Genomic DNA, 21289 nt, shown 5'->3' with positions numbered 1-21289 from the left:
AGAACATCATGACCACCACCGCGATCGCCGTGCAGGGATTGCGTAAGTCCTACGGCAGCAAGACCGTTCTCGACGACGTCGACCTCACCGTGAAGGCGGGCACCGTGACCGCGCTGCTCGGCCCGAACGGCGCCGGTAAGACCACCACCGTGCACATCCTCTCCACGCTCGTGCGGGCGGATGCCGGCACCCTCACCGTCGCGGGATGCGACGTTTCGCGCGACCCCGACGGTGTGCGCGCGGCGATCGGTCTCACCGGCCAGTTCTCCGCGGTCGACGGCCTGCTCACCGGCGAGGAGAACCTCCTGCTGATGGCCCGGCTGCGTCACCTCGGCGCGAAACGCTCGAAGTCGCGGGTGGCCGAACTGCTCGAGCAGTTCGACCTCGTCGAGGCCGCGCGCAAGCCACTCGCCACCTACTCCGGCGGCATGCGCCGCCGCCTCGACCTCGCGATGACCCTGGTCCAGGCGCCGAGCGTGATCTTCCTTGACGAGCCCACCACGGGCCTGGACCCGCGCAGCAGGCACACCATGTGGGACATCGTGCGTGGCCTGGTGTCGGAGGGCACCACGGTCTTGCTCACCACCCAGCACCTCGAGGAGGCGGACCAGCTCGCGGACCACATCGCGGTGCTCGACGGCGGTCGCATCGTCGCCGACGGCACGCCCGACGAGCTCAAGAGCCTCGTACCGGGCGGTCACATCCGGCTTCGCTTTGCGGATGCCGCGGCGCTGGACAGCGCCGCCCGCCTGCTCAAGCAGTCGGCTCGCGATGGCTCTGCTCGTGATGACGCCGGACTGGTGCTCACCGTGCCCAGCGCCGGCGGCGTCGGCGCGCTGCGCGCCGTGCTGGACCGCCTCGACGCGGCCCATCTCGAGGTCGACGACCTCAGCATCCACACCCCGGACCTTGATGACGTGTTCTTCGCGCTGACCGGCACGAAGGAATCGTCCGGCCGGGCCGATTCGAAGGGAACAGACTCATGACCACCATCACCGCCCCGCGCCCGACCGTGCAGGGCAGCCGTCATCGGTCCTATGTCGTGACCGACGCGATCACAATGCTGCGCCGCAACCTGCTGCACATGATTCGCTACCCGGGCCTGTCAGTGTTCACCATCGTGGGTCCGGTGGTGATCCTGCTGATGTTCGTGTTCGTCTTCGGCGGCACCCTCGGGGCCGGCCTGCCGGGCGTGGACCCGGCCGGCGGGAGGGCGGCGTACCTCGCCTACGTGATGCCGGGCATCCTGGCGATCACCATCGCCGGCACCGCCGGCGGCACCGCCACGACGGTCTCGATGGACATGACCGAGGGCATCACCGCGAGGTTTCGCACCATGGCGATCTCCCGCGCGGCGGTGCTCGCCGGGCACGTGCTCGGCAACACCATCCAGGCGATAATCGCCGTCGCGCTGGTGCTCGGCGTCGGTGTGCTGATCGGGTTCCGGCCCACCGCCACCCCCATCGAGTGGCTCGCCACCTTCGGCCTGATCGCGCTGATCGCCTTCGCGATCACCTGGATCGCCGTGGGGATGGGCATGCAGGCCAAATCGGTGGAGACGGCGAGCAACCTGCCGCTCCTGCTGGTTTTGCTGCCGTTCCTCGGCAGCGGCTTCGTACCGACCGAGTCGATGCCGGCCGGGCTGCAGTGGTTCGCGGAGTACCAGCCGTTCACGCCGATCGTGGAGACCCTCCGCGGGCTGCTGCTCGGCACCCCGCTCGGCTGGAACGCTGTGCTCGCGGTCGGCTGGTGCGTGGTGATCACGGTCATCGGCTACGCCTGGTCGATGATCATCTACGAGCGCAAGTCGGTGCGTTCCTAGTCACGCCGCCCGGGCTCTCGCGAGTTGACTTGCGGATCGCGATGAACCGCCCCAGTAACCTGGGCCCATGTCGTCCCTCACCCCAGTGTCGCCCGGCGATACGGCCGACCTGACCGACTTCCTCCGCGAGGTAGATCTGACGCTGAGCGGGCTTGACGCTCCCACGGTGCACCTCTGGATCGAACGGGATGCGGTCGGCAGCATCGTGGCGTGCACGGGATTCGAGCTCAGCGATGACCAGGAGCACGCGCTCATTCGGAGCGTGGCGGTTCATCCACTCACCCAGCGAACCGGCGAGGGCACCCGGCTGGCCCTGTTCGCCCTGGCGCGGGCTGCTGAAAGCGGAGCGCAGCGGGCGTGGCTGTTCAGTCGACGGTCCGGGCCTTCCTGGCAGAAACTGGGCTTCGAGGCTGCCGACCGCGACGACCTCGCCAGGGCGCTCGCCGGTACCCACCAGGTGCAACACTTCGTCCAATCCGGCCAGCTCAGCCGTGAGGTTGCGTGGTCTCGCCCGCTCCGAGCCGGGTAGGGACCGGCAAAAATCCGCACCGGCTGTGGCACATCGAGTCGCCAAGCGGCCGTGCCGTAGCCTGAGCGGATGAGCAGAGCATCCGCTGGGGGCGCCATCGGCGCGGGTCACATCGTTGTATGCGGACCGGTGTCGTGGAACACGCTCGTCTACCTCGACCAGCTGCCGGAGCCGCGCCCGCACGTCACGTTCGCCCTCGAGGATTTTCAGACCGTCGGTGGCACCTCCGCGGGTAAGGCGCTGCACCTGACCGGGCTCGGGCGGGCTGTCGAATGTCAGACCCTGCTCGGCGACGACGACGCGTCAGGACGGGTGCGTTCCGTTCTCGAGGCGGCGGGAATCCAGGTGACCGCGTCGGTGGTGCCGGGTGCCGGCGAACGACACCTGAACCTGATGACCCGGGCGGGGGAGCGGGTGTCCGTGTACCTCTCGGTGCCGGCGTTCACCGCACCCGACATCGCCCAGTTCACGGCGTTGAGCCGGGGTGCCGCGGCCCTGGTGATGGACCTCTCCGAAACCTCCCGAGCCCTGCTCCCCACGGCTATCGCGGCCGGCGTCCCCGTCTGGACCGATGTCCACGACTACGACGGCCGGTCCGAGTTCCACGAGCCCTTCATCCGGGCGGCCGACTACATCTTCATGAATGCCGACGGCATGAGCGATCCGTCGGCGTTCATGCGGGCCCGTGTGGCGGCCGGCACCACGGCCGTCGTGTGCACGCTCGGCGCAGAGGGCGCGATGGCCGTCGACGCCGAGGGCCTGCACCGGGTGGCTGCCGTGCCCGTTCAGGTGCGGGACACGAACGGCGCCGGCGATGCGTTCTTCGCGGGTTTTCTCGACGCCACCCTGTCAGGCGCCTCCACGGAGGCGGCGCTCGCCGCGGGCGCCGACCAGGCGACAGTTGCTCTGCGCACGAAACACCTGCACCCGGCGTTGGAGACGCTGGTTCCCTAGCTCGGGGGGTCAGGGGGCGATGCGCCTACTCCTTCGAGAAGGCGTTCGGTTCGAGGCCCGCGATGCGACGGGCGTGCTCCTGAAGGGCCTCGTCAGTCACCTGGTGGCCGCCGTCGGCGAAGCGTTGGCGTAATGCAACCAAGACCTGGGCCTCGTCGTGACCGGCCAGGTCCGCTTCCTGCTGCAGCAGGATGCCCGCCACTTTGTCGTCTTCGGTTGTGCTGTGCTGGGCCTGAATCGGTTCGTCCTGGGTGTCGCCGGGCATGCTGTCCTCCGTTGGCAGAATCTCGTGGGGACCATTGTGCCTCACGAAGCTCCGAGCGCTGGTCGAGGTGTCACCAACGGTTGCGGATGTCTTCCGCCCAGCCCAACAGACTGTCGACCCGGATGCGTCCCAGATCGGTGTCGACCCAGCCTGAATAGTGGCCGAAACACTGGTGACCGCGGCTGCCGAAGACCAGAAGCTCGGTCTTGCTGGCATGGTCCCAGAACGGGTCGAAACGCAGGCCGAGGCTCCCTCCGTGAATTCGCCACGGGGCGAGCCAGTGGGCTTCGTCGTAGACCCAGTCGAGTTCATCGCTGACCTTGTGGAGCGTTCCGTCGATGAGCACCGCGTTCTCGGTCGAACCGGTTCCGTCCGTCCACCGGCCGCCCAGCTGGAGGCCGATGGTGCGTCCGTCGACGATTCCCGACGCCGCGCCCCAATTCCAGGTCATCTTGTACGGCCAGCGACCGCGGCCGTGGTCGAGCACCGCCCAACTGTCGCCGGCGGGAAGCTCAAACCGGTCACCCTGGACCTCGACCCAGCCCTCGGCCGGACGGGCCACGTCTTTGACGGTGTACTGGAAGCGGCTCTTGGACCACGGAACCACGACGGCCAGCGCCTCGTGGCCGGCCGGACGCACGGCGGTGATGTCGAAGGCCACCCCCGCGGCGCGACCGCGCAGGCGGGTGCCGCCGGGTACCTCGTCGATGTCGATCGTGAGCGACCGGGTGCGCGCCCGGGCGGATGAGGCGCCGAGGGATGCCGGCAGGGTGGCACTGGATCCCAGCGGTGCGACGGCGCCGCGTTCCATCGTCGTTCCCGATACGCGGTCGTAGATCAGGATGTTGTGCACCGCTGCGTAGTCGAGCGAGGAGACGGTCAGAGTCACGATGTGGGTGGGCGTGGTGACGCCCCAATACTCCCAGCGCTTATTGCGGCCCCAACTGCTGCGGCCGTCGATGCCTGCAGTGTCGTGCAGAGGCCTTCTGCTCCAACCGACGGCGGCGGGGTTGAGCCGCCCGTCGGGCAGGCACAGCGAAACCGGCTCGGTGATCTCGCGCTCGACGATCGTGCGACTCATGGCGTTTCTCGCACCAGAGCGGGCTGTCCCAATTCCATCGACACGTCTACTTTTAGGGCAGGGATGAAGGGAATCGCGATCTTCGGATTGACTATTCGGGTGCGTGCCCGCACCACCCCGACGATGGACACAACGAGGTGTCCGATCACAGCCGCCCACAGCAGCAAATCTGCCAGAAGAAGGGTGGGCGACGGCCCGCTCTCGCTTTCTCCAGTCAGAACGAGCCCGATGATCGCGTCGGATACCACAATGGCCGCCCCGATCGCTGCGACAAGCGTCACGGTCAGCACCCAGTTCGCTGCCCATCGGGAATTCTCCCGCACCAGCGCGTCCGGGTGCCGGCGGTTCTGAGCTGCGAGAATGCCAAGCAGAACCGGAGCAAGCAGGGCGCCGAACAACGGAACAAACCAGAGGAAACCGATTCCCCAAAAGCGGCGGCCGGACGCGTCCGGAACGGCCGATTGCGCCAGTGGCATGTGCTCAGGAGGAAGAGAGGTCATGCCGGATTCTATTGGGCCGACCGAAGTTTGGAGCGGATGACGGGAATCGAACCCGCGCTATCAGCTTGGGAAGCTGAAGTTCTACCATTGAACTACATCCGCGCGTCCAGGCCGCCGAAGCTGAACTGGAACCGCCATCCTACCAAGCCTCGACCGCCAGGCTGGCACCGACTTCCTTGAGCCTCGGCCGCCGAGGTGCGAACATGGGACGGTCCGCCGACGAAAGGGCCCAACGCGATGAGCACCGAACCGAAAATCAGCGGCAACCAGGTCGGCGCCGAGTCGGCGGGAGGCTTCTCTGCGGAAGAGCGCGCCGCGATGAAGGCCCGTGCCGCCGAACTCAAAGCCGACGCCCGTCGCGGCCGTGCCGAGGACAAGGCGGCCGCGGATGAGGCGACCATGATGGCAAAGATCGCCGAGATGAAAGAGCCCGACCGCCAGATGGCCGTGCGTCTGCACGGCATCGTCACCGAGGCCGCCCCAGAGCTGCTGCCCAAGCTCTATTACGGCCAGCCGGGCTGGGCCAAGGCCGGCAAGGTCGTGGTGTTCTTCCGCAGTGGCCAAGACGATAAGGAGCGCTACTCGACTCTCGGCTTCAGCGCCCAGGCAAACCTCGACGACGACGGCGGGATGTGGCCCACCTCCTATGCGCTTCGCGAACTGAACGATCACAGTGCAGCGACCATCGCGAAGCTGGTCGCGACGGCCGCTGCCTGATCGGCTCGGCGCCGCCGAAAGTCACGCTGGGAAACCACACGCTCCGGGCGGGGCCACGCCGATAGGCTGGCACCGTGCTTCTCTCGGATCGTGACATCAAGGCCCAGATCGACGCGGAACGAATCGCGCTCGCCCCCTACGACCCGGAGATGATCCAGCCGTCGAGCATCGACGTGCGGCTCGATCGGTTCTTCAGGCTGTTCGACAACCACAAGTATCCGTTCATCGATCCGGCCGTCGACCAGCCCGAACTCACCCGGCTGATCGAGGCCAAGGGTGACGAACCGTTCATCCTGCACCCGGGCGAATTTGTGCTCGGCGCCACCTTCGAGGCCGTCACCCTGCCCGATGACGTGGCCGCCCGCCTCGAGGGCAAGAGCTCGTTGGGCCGGCTCGGCCTGCTCACCCACTCCACCGCCGGATTCATCGACCCGGGCTTCACCGGGCACGTCACCCTGGAGCTCAGCAACGTGGCCACCCTGCCGATCAAGCTCTGGCCGGGTATGAAGATCGGCCAGCTGTGCTTTTTCCAGCTCAGCTCGCCGTCCGAGAAGCCCTACGGTTCTGCCGCGTACAGTTCCCGGTATCAGGGCCAGCGCGGCCCCACGGCCTCCCGCTCGCACCTGAACTTTCACCGCACCGACGTGGGCACCACGGATGCCGGCAGCCTCGGCGGCTGACCTGGAACGCCATGTTCATGCGCGCGTTACGTGCGCCCGGTAAAATCGAGGCATGACCACCTCAGAGTCCCGTTTTGCCGAGGCGCTGATCGCCGACGGTCCCACCCCGGAATACCCCGGGCGCATGCGCCGATTCGGCCAGCTCGTGGGCACCTGGGCGGCGCACGGCAGCCGGCTCGACGAGGCCACGGGGGAGTGGACTGAACGCGAGTTCACCTGGATCGTGCAGTTCATCCTCGACGGGCGCGCGGTACAGGACGTGGAGGTCGAGGCCAGCGCCACGCATCCGTCCGGCTTCGAGACCGTCGCCACCGCCGTGCGGGTCTACGACCAGCTGGCCGGTGCCTGGCGGGTGAGCTCCTTCGCCCCGACGATCGGCGAGTACTGCCACCTGATCGCCACCCCGTACCGCAACGGCCTGCGCCAGGACGGCACCGGCACCGACGGTCGCCCGGTGCGCTGGAACTTCACCTCGATCACCGAGGACGGTTACACCTGGGAGGGCTGGGTGAGCGACGACGAGGGCACCACCTGGCACCTCGTGGAGCACAACGAGGCCGTGCGGGTGCACTGACCGGCTTCGGCAGCGCTCACTCGGGTGCGCCAGCCTCTGCGACCGTGGTGTGCACGATGATCTCCGAGTGCAGCGTGCGGTGCACCGGACACCTGTCGGCGATCTCGCTCAGCCTCTGACGCTGCTGCTTATCGAGGTCGCCGTCGAACCGGAGTACCCGTTCGACGTGGTCGATGTGCCCGACCGCGGTCTCGCAGTCCGCGCAGTCCGTGGCGTGGATGCGGCTGTGCCGGAGGGTCACGGTCACCTTCTCCAATGACCAGTTCTTGCGTTCGGCATACATGCGCACGGTCATCGACGTGCACGCGCCGAGCCCGGCCAGGACCAGGTCATACGGGGACGGGCCGGTATCGGTGCCGACCGGGCGAGGCTCGTCGGCGGTGAGTCGGTGCTGGCCGACGGTGATCTGTTGGGCGTAACCGCCTTTTCCTGCCTCGGTCACGACCACGAGACCTTCAGCCGGATCAGCTTCGGCCGGCTCAGCGGCGGCTTCCGGGGCGGCTTCTGGCGCCGCGTCGCCGGATGGCGACGCCGGCGCACCTGCCAGCAGCGTGGCCAGCTCGGCCAGCCGGCCCACCGTGTAGTCGGGGGCCGTGAAGTAGCTCGGGTAGGTGTCACCGCCGCGGTTCAGCCAGGCGGTGGCCAGGCCCGCTTGCGCGGCTCCGTGGATGTCCCAGGGATGCACGGCCACGAGCAGCAGCTGGGCCGGGCGCACCTCGCAGGCCTCGGCGGCGTAGTCGTACGCGGGCCGCCCCGGCTTCCAGGCACCAGCATCTTCGACGCTGAGCAGCGCCTCGAATTCTCCCTCGAGCCCGGCCGCGGCCAGGAGCGACCTGGCGACCCCGGCGGATCCGTTGGACAGCGTCACCAGGCGCATCCCGGTGCTTGTCAACGCTCGCACGCCCTCGGGCACATCGGCGTGCAGTTTGAGCAGCCCGAATCCCGCCATGATGTGCTCCACGGCGTCGGCGGGGCTGCGCAGGAGTGCCACATCGCGCAGCACCTCGCGGAGGAGCTCGGACCCGATCACCGCGAACGGCGCGGCGCCACCCGCCGCGGCGAGGGCGAAACCATCCCGCAGGAGCGCGGCGAACCACACGGACGCCAGATGGGCGGGGGCGCCGACCTGCACGAACCGGGCCTTCATGCCCGACATGTCCGAGAGGGTCTCATTCACGTCGCAGACGATCACGGCTGGAGTGCTGCTGGTCATTGGTTCGGTTCCCTCCCGTCGGCGGGTGTTACACGTCGCGGCCGTGACGGCGCAGGAGGTCCAGGAACTCGTCGGCCATGGCGAGCTGCTCGGCTAGCTTCTGCCGGCGCTCCTCGGCCTGGGTCACAAACGACGCCAGGTCGGCCCGCACGGCGGTCCGATCGGCCGCGTCGGCTGCATCCAGGGTGTCGATGGTCTTCAGCAACGCCATCATCTGCTCCAGCGAGAAGCCGAGCGGCTTCATCCGCCGGATGAGGATCAGCCGCTCCAGGTCGACGGCTGTGTACAGCCGGAAGCCACCCTCGGTGCGGCCGGAGGGCTTCAGCAGACCCACCTCGTCATAGTGCCGGATGGTGCGCAGGGACAGGCCGGTGCGGTCGGCCAACTCGCCGATGTGCATCGTGGCCGGTGCGTCATCCGTCGCCATGTCTCAAACCCCTCCCGCGCACAGGAACTAAACCAACCCTTACGTTAGGGTAGGGTTGTGCTGGTTGGCTGACGCTGCTGCCAGCCCTTCCATCCTGCCGGTTCGGCGGATGGCGTGCGCACCCGGCGCACCCCCTACTTTGCCCCATCCCGGTCCGCACCGCGGGCCCCGTCGCTGGAGGCCGCCATGGCTCTCATTGAGAAAACTCCCACGCCCAACCGCTACAAGGCCGACCCGTCCGTGCTGACGGCGCTCCGCACCCCGCGCATCCTTACCCGGGAGGTGCTCGCCGGCCTCGTCGTGGCGACGGCCCTCATCCCCGAGGCCATCTCGTTCTCGATCATCGCCGGCGTCGACCCGCGGGTGGGGCTGTTCTCCTCGTTCGTGATGGCCGTGTCCATCGCATTCCTCGGCGGTCGCCCCGCCATGATCACCGCCGCCACCGGCGCGGTCGCCCTGGTGATCGCACCCGTGGCGCTGGACTACGGCATGGACTACTTCATCGCCACGGTCATCCTGGCCGGGCTGCTGCAGGTGATACTCGGCGTGCTCGGCGTGGCCAAACTGATGCGGTTTATCCCGCGCAGCGTCATGGTCGGCTTCGTCAATTCGCTGGCCATCCTGATCTTCATCGCCCAGCTGCCGCACCTGCTCGGCGTGCCGGTCATGGTCTACCCGCTGGTGGCGATCGGGATCATCATCATGGTCGTGATGCCCCGGTTCACCAAGATCGTGCCGGCGCCGCTGGTGGCCATCGTGCTCCTCACCATCGCCACCGTCACCATCGCGATCACCGTGCCCACCGTGGGCGACCAGGGCGAACTGCCCAAGAGCCTGCCGGAGCTGTTCATCCCGAATGTGCCGCTGACCTCTGAGACCCTCTCCATCATCGCGCCGTACGCCCTGGCGATGGCGATGGTGGGCATACTTGAGTCGCTGATGACCGCCAAGCTCGTCGACGAGGTCACCGACACCCACTCGCACAAGACCCGCGAAACCTGGGGCCAGGGTGTGGCGAACATGCTCTCCGGCTTCTTCGGCGGCATGGGCGGCTGCGCCATGATCGGTCAGACCATGATCAACGTCAAGGCCTCTGGTGCCCGCACCCGCATCTCCACCTTCTTCGCCGGGGTGTTCCTGCTGATCCTGGTCGTCGCCCTCGGCGACGTCGTGGCGATCATCCCGATGGCGGCGCTGGTGGCCGTGATGATCATCGTGTCGGTGCTCACCTTCGATTGGCACAGCATCCGCCTGTCGACGCTCAAGCGGATGCCCAAGAGCGAGACCACCGTCATGCTCTCCACCGTCGTGGTTGTCGTTTTCACCCACAACCTCGCCATCGGTGTGATGGTGGGTGTGCTCGTGGCCATGGTCGCGTTCGCCCGGCGGGTGGCGCACCTCGTGAACGTTCAGCGCACCGTCTCCACCGAGGACACCGTGCCCACGGCCCTGTACACCGTGACCGGTGCGCTGTTCTTCGCCTCGAGCAACGACCTCACCACCCAGTTCGAGTACGCCGACGACCCCGACCGGGTGGTCATCGACATGTCCGCCTCGCACATCTGGGACGCCTCAACGGTGGCCGCGCTGGACGCGATCACCAACAGGTACGAACGCCACGGCAAGCGTGCCGTGATCGTCGGGCTGAACGAAGCCAGCACCGACATCCACGCGCGTCTCGCGGGCAATCTCGGCGGCGGGCACTAGGCCGCCGGTTCGGAGGACCGCGACGGGGCGGTCGGGCTGTACAGTTGCACGACCGAAGCCTAGACATCTGAGGTGGCTAAACATGCCGAAAGGCGCTGCAGATCCCGCGGACGTGTTCCTCACCTGTTCACGGCACCGAGGCCGGCCGTGGCGGTGACACGCGCCTCGTTCGGGCGGAAGACGCAGGGGCATCCCCGTACGGCGACGGGCTTGTCGAATCTGGTCGTCCACGACTTCTCAGCGCTGCTGGCCCTGATGGTGTTTCTCTTCGTTGTGCTGCTGTTCACGACCTTGCTCAGCCTGCCCATAGCCGCCGCTGATGGTCGCGGCACCGCGTTCCACGACACTCTTTTCACAGCGGTCTCGGCGATGACGGTGACGGGCCTCGTCACCGTCAACACGGCGGAGCACTGGTCGTTTTTCGGCCAGATCGTGATCCTGCTGGCCATCCAGATCGGCGGTCTGGGCATCGTCACGATCGCACTGCTCCTGACTCGAGCGGTGACCCGAAATCTCGGTTTGAAGGGTCGCATCCTGGCCCGTCAGGGGGTCGGAACCACCAAGCTCGGTGAGGTGCAGTCGCTGCTGCGCGTGGTGATCCTGACAGCCCTGACGCTGGAGCTGGCGCTGGCCGTGTTTCTGGTGCCACGGTTCATAGTGGTGGAGCAGTCCTGGAGCGGCGGCCTCTGGCACGGCATCTTCTATGCCGTCTCGTCGTTCAACAACGCCGGTTTCACCGCTCATGCCACCGGCCTGTCCGGGTTCGAGAACGACCCGTGGATCCTCGTGCCCATCATGGTCGGCGTTCTTGTCGGAAGTTTCGGGTTCCCGGTGTTCCTGGTGCTGATGATGGCCAAGGCCCATTGGCGCAAGTGGAACCTGCACACGAAGCTCACCCTGACGACGACAGGCATCCTGTTGGTTGTCGGCGCCGCACTGTGGGGCGCTTTGGAATGGTCCAACAGTGCCACGATCGGGGACCTCTCGGTGGGGGAGCGGGTGATGCAGTCGATTTTCGCGTCGACCATGATGCGGTCGGGCGGGTTCTCCCTGGTGGATCCCGCCGCATCCACCTCGGCGACCCTTCTGGCGACCGACGCGTTGATGTTCGTCGGCGGCGGGTCGGCGTCTACCGCGGGCGGGATCAAGGTGACCACGATCGCGCTGCTGTTCCTGGCGATCGTTGCCGAGGCCAAGGGTGACAAAAACCTGATGGTGTTCGGGCGCACCATTCCCGAGCAGACCATGCGGGTGGCCATCAGCGTGACCTTTTTCGGGGCAACGCTGGTGCTCGGCGGGAGCGGCCTGATCATGCTGGTCAGCGACGCGTCGCTCGACCATATTCTCTTCGAGGTGATCTCCGCCTTCGCCACCTGCGGGCTGAGCGTGGGGCTCAGCGCGGAACTGCCACCTGCGGGCAAATACATCCTCGCGGCGTTGATGTTCGCCGGCCGGATCGGACCGATCGGGTTGGCATCAGCGTTGGCGCTGCGCCGCCGCAATCTGCTCTACAAGTACCCGGAGGAACAGCCCGTCATCGGCTGACCGGCGAGGGTGCCGGCGAAGCACAAGTCACAGCTGCGACAGACACGCCCACGTGTTTCGGGTGCACAGATGTGCACCCAAAACGGTCGGCGAATCCCGAGGCGTCTTTCCGGCCCTCGACGGCGCGCCACCACTACATGTAGCGGCACCAGGGACCAAGGGCACCCAAATCTAGTGATTTCGGCGAACTGACGTCCCTATGCTGAAGGCGTGAATCCAAGCATCAGCGCCCCGGCCCCGACCACTGCCACCCGCGACGACGTCGTCGCCATCCAGGTCGTCAAACGCGACGGCCGCCGGGTGGACTTCGATGACACCAAGGTCTACGAGGCGCTGGTCAAGGCCGCGGTGGAGATTCACACCGAAATTACCCCGCTCGTGCACCGGGCGATCGTCGATATCGTCGCCGCCGTCAACCGGGAGATCGCCGGCCGCTTCAGCACCGACATCAAGATCTACGAGGTGCAGAACATCGTGGAGCACGCGCTGCTCGAAAGCCACGAATATGACCTCGCCGAGAAGTACATCGGTTACCGCACCCAGCGCGACTTCGCCCGCAGCAAGTCCACCGACATCAACCACTCGATCATCAACCTGCTCAGCAAAGACTCCTCGGTGGTGAACGAGAACGCCAACAAAGACAGCGACGTCTTCAACACCCAGCGCGACCTCACCGCCGGGGCCGTGGGCAAGGCCATCGGCCACAAGATGCTGCCGCCGCACGTGTCCAATGCGCACCAGAAGGGCGACATCCATTTTCACGACCTGGACTACAGCCCATACGCACCGATGACCAACTGCTGCCTGATCGACTTCACGGGCATGCTCAGCCGGGGTTTCCGCATCGGCAACGCTGACGTCGAGCCGCCCCGCTCCATTCAGACTGCCACCGCGCAGATCTCGCAGATCATCGCCAACGTGGCGTCCAGCCAGTACGGCGGATGCTCCGCCAACCGCACCGACGAGCTGCTGGCTCCGTACGCCCGCGCCAACTTCGCCAAGCACCTTGCCGACGCGGAACGGTGGATCGGCGACCAGACCAAGCACCACGCCTATGCGGAGGAGAAGACCCGCAAGGACATCTATGACGCGATGCAGAGCCTCGAATACGAGATCAACACCCTGTTCACCTCGAACGGGCAGACCCCGTTCGTGTCGCTGGGCTTCGGCCTGGGCACCGACTGGTTCGAGAGGGAGATCCAGCGGGCGATCCTGCAGATCCGCATCGACGGCCTGGGCAGCGAGAAGCGCACAGCCATCTTCCCCAAACTGATCTTCACGCTCAAGCGCGACCTCAACCTCGCTGAGGGTGACCCGAATTACGATATCAAGCAGCTCGCGCTGGAGTGCTCGACCAAGCGGATGTACCCGGACGTGCTCAGCTACGACAAACTCGTCGAGATCACCGGCAGCTTCAAGGTGCCGATGGGCTGCCGATCCTTCCTGCAGGGGTGGACCGACGCTGACGGCAACGATGTCTCCGAGGGCCGGATGAACCTGGGCGTGGTGACGGTGAACCTGCCGCGCATCGCGCTGGAGGCCGCCGGGGACCGGGCGAAGTTCTGGAGCATCCTCGAGGAGCGTCTGTTGATCACCCGCGACGCCCTGGTCTACCGCATCGAACGGTGCAAGCAGGCGACCCCCGCGAACGCCCCGATCCTCTACGTCTACGGCGCCTTCGGCCAGCAGCTGGCGCGCACCGATTCGGTCGACACCCTCTTCAAGGACGGCCGCTCCACGGTGTCGCTGGGCTACATCGGCCTCTACGAGGTGGCTGCGGCCTTCTTCGGCGGCGCCTGGGAGGGCGACGCCGAGGCGAAGGCGTTCACCCTCGACATCCTCAAGACCCTCGACGCGCACACCAAGGCGTGGAGCGCCGAGTACGGCTACCAGTTCAGCGTCTATTCGACCCCGAGCGAGAGCCTGACCGACCGGTTCTCCCGCCTCGACAAGGTCAAGTTCGGGTCGGTGGAGAACATCACCGACAAGGATTACTACACCAACAGCTTCCACTACGACGTGCGCAAGAACCCGACCCCGTTCGAAAAGCTCGACTTCGAGAAGGACTACCCGGTGTTCTCCTCCGGCGGTTTCATCCACTACTGCGAGTACCCGGTGCTGCAGCAGAACCCCAAGGCGCTCGAAGCCGTCTGGGACTACGCCTACGACCGGGTCGGTTACCTGGGTACCAACACCCCCATCGACCGCTGCTACAAGTGCGACTTCTCCGGCGACTTCACCCCCACCGAGCGTGGTTTCGCCTGCCCGGATTGCGGCAACGACGACCCGGCCAGCTGCGACGTGGTCAAGCGCACCTGCGGTTACCTCGGCAACCCGCAGGCCCGCCCGATGGTGCACGGTCGCCACCAGGAGATCGTTTCCAGGGTCAAGCACATGGCTGGCGCCACCGGCGTCAGCGGCTCCCTGTAGGCAGCCGTTATGCGGAACCCGAAACCCGGTGAATGGCTCTCCGACAAGCTCAGCCAGGGCTTCATCGGTGACTACAAACCGTTTATGTTCGTCGACGGCGAGGGAGTGCGCTGCAGCCTCTATGTGAGCGGATGTCTGTTCGCGTGCGAAGGCTGCTTCAACGAGGCCACCTGGAACTTCCGCTATGGCACGCCGTACACGGTCGAGCTCGAGGATCGGATCCTTGCCGACCTGGCCCAACCGTACGTGCAGGGCCTCACCCTGCTGGGCGGGGAACCCTTCATCAACACCGGGGTGTGCCTCTCCCTGGTGCGCCGGGTGCGGGCGACCTTCGGCCAAGCCAAGGACATCTGGTCGTGGACCGGGTATTCCTACGAAGAGCTGCTGCTCGACAGCCCCGACAAGCTGGAACTGCTCGATCAGATAGACATCCTCGTGGATGGCCGATTCGACCTCGCCAAGAAAGACTTCAAGCTGCAATTCCGCGGCAGCAGCAACCAGCGCATCATCGACGTGAAGAAGTCCCGCGCCGCGGGTCGCGCCGTGCTCTGGACCAACCTGCTCGACGCCACCCAGACCTATGAGCAGCTCGTGAAGCAAACGCTGATCTAGCTGCGCCTCCCGCCTGTCCGGTTGTGACTTTGTCATCGACCCGCCGACAGGTTTCGAACAATGAAGATAGGAAGCACGATCATGGCACGCACGGAGAATGGAAAAGTCGCACTCATCACCGGTGGTGGACAGGGAATCGGGCGGACGGTCGCGGAGCGGCTGCACGCTGACGGCTTCAAGGTGGCCATCGCCGACCTGAACCTCGAGACCGCCGTCGCCGTCGCCGAATCGCTCGGTGGCACGGCCGGCGGAGCAATCGCGGTGCACGTCAACGTCTCCGACCGAGACAGCGTCTTCGCTGCGGTCGCGCAGGCCGTCACCGAACTGGGTGGCTTCGACGTGATCGTCAACAACGCCGGCATCGCCCCGACCTCTCCCATCGAGGAGATCACCGAGGAGAGCATCGCGAAGATCTTCTCCATCAACTTCAACGGCGCGGTGTGGGGCATCCAGGCTGCCACCAAGGCGTTCAAGGAACTCGGCCACGGTGGAAAGATCATCAGCGCCGCCTCCCAGGCCGGCCACATCGGCAACCCCGGCCTCGCGTTGTATTCGTCGACGAAGTTCGCCCTTCGCGGTCTGTCCCAGACCGCCGCCCGGGACCTGGCGCCGTTCGGCATCACGGTCAATACCTTCGCCCCCGGCATCGTGAAGACGCCCCTGATGGAGAACCTGGCGAAGAAGCTGGCGACCGACAACGACAAGCCTGAAGCGTGGGGCTGGGAACAGTTCACCAAGGGCATCGCCCTCGACCGCTTGTCTGAAACCGCCGAGGTCGCCGGAGTCGTCTCCTTCCTGGCCGGCCCCGACTCCAACTACATCACCGGCCAGTCAATCGTGGTCGACGGTGGGATGGTCTTCAACTAGTCGCGCTTGACCGCGACCCGGCGCTGCCTCCGGCAGCGCCGGGCGCTCGCGGCACGGGAATCGCCCCATTTTGGGGGTTCGCGGCACGGGATTTACGCCTCTTTCAGCCAATAGGGTTTGGGAGGCCTCGGCTCCGCCCGGACCGAGGCCCCAGTCGCGCCCACGGGGCAGCACTACTTGAGAGGATCGTCGTTTGCGATCGCTACAACGACCCACCCACCGCTTGCTACCGAAACTGGGAAGCGCAGCAGTCGCGGCCGCTCTGGTGACGGGCGGCACGATCATCGCCGTCCCGCAGGCCGCTTTCGCGGCCGAGCCGTTCTCCGAGACGTAGATGCTGGCCACCCAGTCGAACTCTTCCGAGATCGTCGCGCTGGACCGCGCGACCGGAGCTACCACGAAGATTCTGACTGTTCCGGGCGGTGTTGAGGGTCTGAACCAGATCGGTATCACCGGTGACGGCAACACCCTCATGCTCACGAACCCGACCACCGTCTTCGAGTACACGGCATCGTCCGAGACGTGGGAGACTACCGCCCGCGTAGGCACGACAGTGGCGAGCACGATGGGCGGCGTCGACCCGGCCACGGGTCTTTTCTACTTCGGCGGACAGGCCACGGGGAGCACGTTCACGTTCCGCAGCTACTCCCCCACCACGAACGCTCTCTCGAGCAGCGTACTGTCCGTCACAGCGGCGGATGCGCCTGGCGGCAACGGTGACCTCTCCTTCGATAGCCGGGGCAACCTCTACTTCGTATCGAGCAACGACCAGACCGCACAGCTGTACCGCGTCGACGCGAATCAGCTCGGCGGCAGCGCCACCGTCGCCGCCACCAAGGTCGGTCCCGTGATCGACTCCCGTCTGGCCCTCAACTCGATGGCCTTCGCGGATGACGGCTTCATCTACATCGCCGGCAGAGGGGCGGACGGCTTCCTCCGGGCCAACCCCGTGACCGGCGCCATCCTGGAGCGCCGCACGCTCAGCGTCGCGATCACCGACCTGGGCACGAACGCCGTTCCCTTCACCGCAGCCGTGACCACGGAACTCCCCGGAGGCCGTGTCGAAGAAGGCGACCAGTTCACCGTCACCATCGGTGGCGGCGGCATCACCACAGGCAACACCGGAACCACCACCGGCACCGAAACATCGGAGACCGTCGGCCCGATCCTCATCCTGCCCGGAGAGACCTACACGGTCGAGCAGACCCCCGCCGGTACCACGAACCCGGACGCCTACAACACGGTCTGGACCTGCGTCGATCCGGCAACCGGTACTCAGGTCACCGGGGGCACCGGAACCTCCGGGCAGTTCACCGTCCCCGCCGGTGTGAAGGACGTCGCCTGCACCTTCACCTCGACCCCCAAGCCCGCCCCCGTGGCGAACGACGATGTGTCGACAGGCAATGAGCTGGGCAAGCCCGTCACGGTCGAGGTGATCGACAACGACTCCGGCGACCTCGACCCGACGACAGTTCAGATCATCGACGGCAAGGGCGACCCCGTCACCAAGCTCGTCGTGCCCGGTGAGGGCACCTGGACGGTCGACCCTGCCACCGGCGCGGTCACCTTCGCCCCGGAGAACGGCTTCTCCGGCAACCCCACGCCGATCACCTACGTGATCTCCGATACGCGCGGCAAGACCGCCATTGCTGACGTCACGATCACGTTCGTCCCGGAGGCCGCGGACGATGAGTCGCTGAACAATGCGCAGGGCAGGTCGGTCCTCGTCGACGTGGTCGGCAACGACCGCGGCGACCTCGACCCGACGACCGTTCGCATCATCGACGGCAAGGGTGACCCGGTCACCAAGCTCGTCGTGCCCGGTGAGGGCACCTGGACTGTCGACCCTGCCACCGGCGCGATCACCTTCGCTCCGGAGGCCGGATTCTCCGGCAACCCGACCTCAATCAGCTACGCCATCGCCGACACCCTCGGCACGGTCACGGCCGCCGACGTCGTTGTCACCTACGTCCCCGGCGCGATCAATGACACGTCGCTCAACAACCCGCAGGGTGACCCGGTCACCGTCAACGTGATCGGCAACGACCGCGGCGACCTCGATCCGACCACTGTGCGCATCATCGACGGTAATGGTGACCCGGTCAGCAAGCTCGTCGTCACGGGCGAGGGCATCTGGACGGTCGCCCCCGCCACCGGCGCGATCACCTTCACCCCACAGGCCGGCTTCGCAGGCAACCCAACGCCGATCACCTACGAGGTCAGCGACACCGCCGGAAACACCACCACCGCCAACGTCACGATCACGTTCGTTCCGGAGTCAGCGAACGACAAGTCGGTCGGTAACCCGCAGGGTGCCCCGGTCACTGTCGACGTGATCGGCAACGACTCCGGCGACCTCGACCCGGCCACCGTGCGCATCATCGACGGTAGGGGTGACCCGGTCACCAAGCTCGTCGTCACGGGCGAGGGCACCTGGACGGTCAACCCTGCCACCGGCGCCATCACGTTCACCCCACAGGCCGGCTTCACGGGAAACCCCACGCCGGTCACCTACGAGGTCAGCGACACCGCCGGAAACACCACCACCGCGATCGTGACCATCACCTACGCGCCCGCCACGGTAGTTGTCGTGCCCCCGGTTGCCACTCCGGTTGCCACTCCGGCGGCCACCAGCAAGCTCGCCGCCACTGGAGTCAACGTGGTCGGCGTCGCGGGCACCGGTCTGGGAGTGGTGCTCCTCGGCACGGCGCTCATCCTGTTCCGCCGCCGGCGCCAGCAGCTGGGCTAGCCGCTCCACTGGGCCATCCGCCGGCCTGACAGTACCTTGAACCGCACCCCGAAAGTTGGGCTCCTCATGGGGAGTTCACTTTCGGAGGTGCGGTTCTTGCTGCAACAGATGGAACGCACAGTGATGGCAAGGTCGCGCCCGTCACACTCACTGCATTCGCGGTCGAGTCGCGACGGCCACCGTCCCGCTCGAGAAGCAGGCACTGATTTAGCCCTGGCACGATTGACTTTCAGTGAGGTTCGCCCGCAATGCGAACCTGATGCGCCAGAGACGCTCGCATCGCACCCTGGCGGTTCCCGCTCATTCCCGAGCTCACCCACTGCATCGCTGATGCCCGCGTTCTGCTGGCCGACTCTCTGGGACGACCGATCCCCGATGCGGCTGTGTCGGTTGATGAGACCCGTCACGCTTTCGGGTTCGGGAAAATCGGATTCGGCTTCATCGACTGAGGTGGAGCTGGGAGCCGGTGTCGCCACGGTTACCGTCGAAATCAGCGGCTGGCCGGGGCCCGCGGGGATGTTCCCGCTAGGTGCGAGGCGGCGGGAGAAAGGCCCTGAGCTCCGCTATCCACTGGGGGAAGGCATCGAGGTGCGCATCATGGCTTCCGCCGTCGAGGTCGACGCGCGTGACTTTTGAACCACGCGATACGAACTCATCCTTCGCTGCCGCAGAGAACATTCCCTCGGTGCCGAAAACGGCGAGGGTGGGGATGTTGAGGTCGCACCACTCCGGCCAGCGCGGGTGAGCATCCACGTGAGCGATGGTCTCGACCATCACGTCGGGATCGAAGCGCGGCCACAGCCCATCGGGCCGCACCTCGAGGTCGGCGATCCAGGCGCGCGAGAGCGGAGAGTCACCGAGAAAGGCGCGCGCGTGCGATTTGTTGCCGAACGGCACCGGCCAGGACGTGAAGAAGCGACGCATGGCATCTCTGCTTTGTTCGTTGCCGTCCCCGCCGACACCGGCCTCGAGGAGAACGAGACGTTCCACCAGATCGGGCCGGGCACTTGCGACCAGCAGAGCGGTGTGGCCGCCCAGGGATTGGCCGACAAGGGAAACAGGGCTCCCGAGCACCGACTCGATCACGAACACCACGTCGGCCACATGGGCCGCCCGCGACACGTCGTCCGGAAAGCGGGTGCTGCGTCCGTGACCTCTAGCGTCAACCGTGACCACTCGGTGATCGCCGAGAGCCGCAGCTGTCGCAGCCATCTCGGTGCTGCTGCCCGCCAGGCCGTGAAGGATTACGACCGGAGGCCCAGAGCCTTCGGTGTCGGTGATGTGGAGGTCGATCGCGCCTCGTCTGATTTTCATCGCTAGTGCCGCAACGTCACAAGCGGTCGAGTCTGCGGATTCGATTTTCGAGACCAACGCGCTTGCGGTTCAGGTTCCACATTGACGTGACGCCGAGCACGAGGGCCTTGCCTTGCGCTGCGGCACTGGGCAGCCCGCGTTCGGCGAGCGCGACCTCGACGGCATCCTTGCCCGCGTCCCGGTGCTCGGCAACGACCTCACGCGCATCCTTCAGCGCGCTGCTGTTGAGCGGATGGTTGTCGATTTGCACGTTGATGTCGGTGAGCTCGCTCTGAGCCTTCACGAGCTTTTCGCTGACGGCCACTGGCATCCTCCTCAGGTCAACCGCTCTGAAAGCCGGACGACGACGTCGTCGCCTACCTCTTTGCCGAGCTTCTTCCGCAGCTTGGCGCTGATCGAGAGCATGTGACCACCCGATCCGGTGGGCATCAGGCCAGCCGTCACCGGCTGGTCATCCACCTGCGCCACTACCCGGACGGCCTTCCCGGTGCCGAACAGCTCCACCGAACCCGGGACTTCGACACACGACCACATCTCGCCCTTCACCAGTACTCCGATCGGAGCGGTGAAGGAGAACTGCATCGGGCCCTGTTCGGTGCTCATGACAAGGATCTCCAATCGACACGCCTGGATGGACCGTCCGTTCACAGTATCGGCCACCCGCGGCTCATCCCAATAGCAGCTGCCCAGCCGGCCAAAGTCTCCTACGGTGGCGGCATGACACTAAAACTGGGTTTCATCGGGATCGTGACGGGTGACATGGCCGCTTCGCTGGCCTTCTATCGAGCGCTGGGCGTGCGGATCGAGGAAGGACTCGACGATGCGCCGCACGTCGACGCGAAACTCGATGACGGCACGAGCCTGGCATGGGACACTATCGCGACTATTCGCGGATTCGACCCCGACTACATCGCACCCACGGGCGGCCACCGCATCGCGCTCGCGTTCGACAAAGGCACGCCGGCCGAGGTGGATGCGGCCTTCGCCGAGCTGGTCACCGCCGGTTACGTTGCCCATGTCGAACCGTGGAACGCGCACTGGGGCCAGCGCTACGCGACCCTGTTGGATCCCGATGGCAACTCCGTGGACCTCTACGCCGAGCTGTCCGCGAACTGACGAAAACTCCCGCCGACCCGTCGGAACACACGCTCGACTGACCGGGTTCGCACGTCAATAAGGAAATAGTGAGATTTCAAGGATGCTTTTGGCTGGGGTGACCCGTGCGTCCTGGACACTGTTCCTGATCATTTTATTAGGCCGCTGCCGGGGTGGCGTTGGCTGTTTTTGCCGTGCTGGCGAACGT

The 21289-nt window shown here is 66.2% G+C and carries 22 protein-coding genes and 1 tRNA gene; 14 read left to right on the top strand and 9 right to left on the bottom strand.

What is annotated here, in order from left to right; translation table 11 throughout:
* Positions 1-8: 8 nt before the first annotated feature.
* The 4 genes from RCH12_RS16240 to RCH12_RS16225 all read left to right on the top strand — a co-directional run bounded on the left by RCH12_RS16240 (position 9) and on the right by RCH12_RS16225 (position 3305).
* Positions 9-986: an ATP-binding cassette domain-containing protein gene (locus RCH12_RS16240; protein WP_327017559.1), complete on the top strand. Its 978-nt coding sequence runs from the start codon at positions 9-11 to the stop codon at positions 984-986.
* Positions 983-1822: an ABC transporter permease gene (locus RCH12_RS16235; RefSeq protein ID WP_103479995.1), complete on the top strand. Its 840-nt coding sequence runs from the start codon at positions 983-985 to the stop codon at positions 1820-1822. Before RCH12_RS16240 ends, RCH12_RS16235 begins: the two co-directional genes overlap by 4 nt.
* A 67-nt stretch (positions 1823-1889) precedes the next feature.
* Positions 1890-2351 (top strand): GNAT family N-acetyltransferase, encoded by a 462-nt coding sequence (locus RCH12_RS16230; protein WP_327017558.1) that lies wholly within the window; start codon positions 1890-1892, stop codon positions 2349-2351.
* A gap of 69 nt (positions 2352-2420) precedes the next feature.
* A complete protein-coding gene (locus RCH12_RS16225; RefSeq protein ID WP_088457633.1) occupies positions 2421-3305 on the top strand; it encodes a carbohydrate kinase family protein in 885 nt (294 codons plus the stop codon).
* Positions 3306-3330: 25 nt separating this feature from the next.
* On the opposite strand, the gene RCH12_RS16220 is transcribed toward RCH12_RS16225, so the two are convergent.
* The 4 genes from RCH12_RS16220 to RCH12_RS16205 form a co-directional block, all read right to left on the bottom strand.
* A complete protein-coding gene (locus tag RCH12_RS16220; RefSeq protein WP_088457632.1) occupies positions 3331-3570 on the bottom strand; it encodes a hypothetical protein in 240 nt (79 codons plus the stop codon).
* Positions 3571-3640: 70 nt separating this feature from the next.
* The gene (locus tag RCH12_RS16215; RefSeq protein ID WP_327017557.1) at positions 3641-4651 is read right to left on the bottom strand and encodes a DUF2804 domain-containing protein; all 1011 of its coding nucleotides are present in this window, start codon (positions 4649-4651) and stop codon (positions 3641-3643) included.
* On the bottom strand, positions 4648-5151 hold the full coding sequence (locus RCH12_RS16210; protein ID WP_327017556.1) for a hypothetical protein: 504 nt from the start codon (positions 5149-5151) through the stop codon (positions 4648-4650). The genes RCH12_RS16215 and RCH12_RS16210 overlap by 4 nt, the downstream gene beginning before the upstream one ends.
* A 28-nt stretch (positions 5152-5179) precedes the next feature.
* Positions 5180-5253 (bottom strand) — tRNA-Gly (locus RCH12_RS16205).
* 135 nt (positions 5254-5388) lie between these two features.
* Here RCH12_RS16205 and RCH12_RS16200 point away from each other — a divergent pair.
* The 3 genes from RCH12_RS16200 to RCH12_RS16190 all read left to right on the top strand — a co-directional run bounded on the left by RCH12_RS16200 (position 5389) and on the right by RCH12_RS16190 (position 7122).
* Positions 5389-5868 carry a DUF1801 domain-containing protein gene (locus RCH12_RS16200; protein ID WP_327017555.1) on the top strand — a complete coding sequence of 160 codons (480 nt, stop codon included), beginning with the start codon at positions 5389-5391 and terminating at the stop codon, positions 5866-5868.
* Positions 5869-5942: 74 nt separating this feature from the next.
* Complete coding sequence (gene dcd / locus RCH12_RS16195) at positions 5943-6548, top strand: dCTP deaminase (RefSeq protein WP_088457628.1); 606 nt, start codon at positions 5943-5945, stop codon at positions 6546-6548.
* Positions 6549-6600: 52 nt separating this feature from the next.
* Positions 6601-7122 carry a hypothetical protein gene (locus RCH12_RS16190; RefSeq protein WP_088457627.1) on the top strand — a complete coding sequence of 174 codons (522 nt, stop codon included), beginning with the start codon at positions 6601-6603 and terminating at the stop codon, positions 7120-7122.
* Between the two features lie 16 nt (positions 7123-7138).
* On the opposite strand, the gene RCH12_RS16185 is transcribed toward RCH12_RS16190, so the two are convergent.
* A complete protein-coding gene (locus tag RCH12_RS16185; RefSeq protein ID WP_241983735.1) occupies positions 7139-8335 on the bottom strand; it encodes a haloacid dehalogenase type II in 1197 nt (398 codons plus the stop codon).
* Between the two features lie 28 nt (positions 8336-8363).
* Positions 8364-8762, bottom strand: coding sequence for a MerR family transcriptional regulator (locus RCH12_RS16180; RefSeq protein ID WP_134407911.1), 399 nt, complete (start codon positions 8760-8762; stop codon positions 8364-8366).
* A 186-nt stretch (positions 8763-8948) separates the two neighbouring features.
* Between RCH12_RS16180 and RCH12_RS16175 the strand changes: the two genes are divergently transcribed.
* The 6 genes from RCH12_RS16175 to RCH12_RS16150 all read left to right on the top strand — a co-directional run bounded on the left by RCH12_RS16175 (position 8949) and on the right by RCH12_RS16150 (position 18672).
* Positions 8949-10469, top strand: a complete 1521-nt coding sequence (locus RCH12_RS16175; RefSeq protein WP_327017554.1) for a SulP family inorganic anion transporter — start codon at positions 8949-8951, stop codon at positions 10467-10469.
* Positions 10470-10679: 210 nt separating this feature from the next.
* Complete coding sequence (locus RCH12_RS16170; RefSeq protein WP_327017553.1) at positions 10680-12014, top strand: TrkH family potassium uptake protein; 1335 nt, start codon at positions 10680-10682, stop codon at positions 12012-12014.
* A 210-nt stretch (positions 12015-12224) separates the two neighbouring features.
* Positions 12225-14444, top strand: coding sequence for an anaerobic ribonucleoside-triphosphate reductase (nrdD, locus tag RCH12_RS16165; protein WP_241979915.1), 2220 nt, complete (start codon positions 12225-12227; stop codon positions 14442-14444).
* A gap of 9 nt (positions 14445-14453) precedes the next feature.
* A complete protein-coding gene (nrdG, locus tag RCH12_RS16160; protein ID WP_088457626.1) occupies positions 14454-15056 on the top strand; it encodes an anaerobic ribonucleoside-triphosphate reductase activating protein in 603 nt (200 codons plus the stop codon).
* 81 nt (positions 15057-15137) lie between these two features.
* Positions 15138-15923 (top strand): (S)-acetoin forming diacetyl reductase, encoded by a 786-nt coding sequence (locus RCH12_RS16155; protein WP_088457625.1) that lies wholly within the window; start codon positions 15138-15140, stop codon positions 15921-15923.
* A 334-nt stretch (positions 15924-16257) separates the two neighbouring features.
* Entirely contained in the window at positions 16258-18672 is a 2415-nt protein-coding gene (locus RCH12_RS16150; protein ID WP_327017552.1) for an Ig-like domain-containing protein, read from the top strand.
* Positions 18673-19197: 525 nt separating this feature from the next.
* Here the strand turns inward: RCH12_RS16150 and RCH12_RS16145 are convergent.
* From RCH12_RS16145 to RCH12_RS16135, 3 genes are read right to left on the bottom strand one after another with little or no spacing between them, the layout of a single operon-like run.
* Complete coding sequence (locus tag RCH12_RS16145) at positions 19198-19986, bottom strand: alpha/beta fold hydrolase (RefSeq protein WP_327017571.1); 789 nt, start codon at positions 19984-19986, stop codon at positions 19198-19200.
* Between the two features lie 16 nt (positions 19987-20002).
* Positions 20003-20290, bottom strand: coding sequence for a hypothetical protein (locus RCH12_RS16140; protein ID WP_327017551.1), 288 nt, complete (start codon positions 20288-20290; stop codon positions 20003-20005).
* 11 nt (positions 20291-20301) lie between these two features.
* A complete protein-coding gene (locus tag RCH12_RS16135; protein WP_088457621.1) occupies positions 20302-20589 on the bottom strand; it encodes a DUF1905 domain-containing protein in 288 nt (95 codons plus the stop codon).
* Between the two features lie 114 nt (positions 20590-20703).
* Between RCH12_RS16135 and RCH12_RS16130 the strand changes: the two genes are divergently transcribed.
* Positions 20704-21102 carry a VOC family protein gene (locus RCH12_RS16130; protein WP_088457620.1) on the top strand — a complete coding sequence of 133 codons (399 nt, stop codon included), beginning with the start codon at positions 20704-20706 and terminating at the stop codon, positions 21100-21102.
* Positions 21103-21289: the final 187 nt, after the last annotated feature.

The organism is Cryobacterium sp. MP_3.1, from assembly GCF_035984795.1.
Taxonomy (GTDB): domain Bacteria; phylum Actinomycetota; class Actinomycetes; order Actinomycetales; family Microbacteriaceae; genus Cryobacterium; species Cryobacterium zongtaii.
The sequence above is the reverse complement of the archived record's forward strand: the minus strand, read 5'-3'. Positions and strand labels throughout refer to the sequence as shown.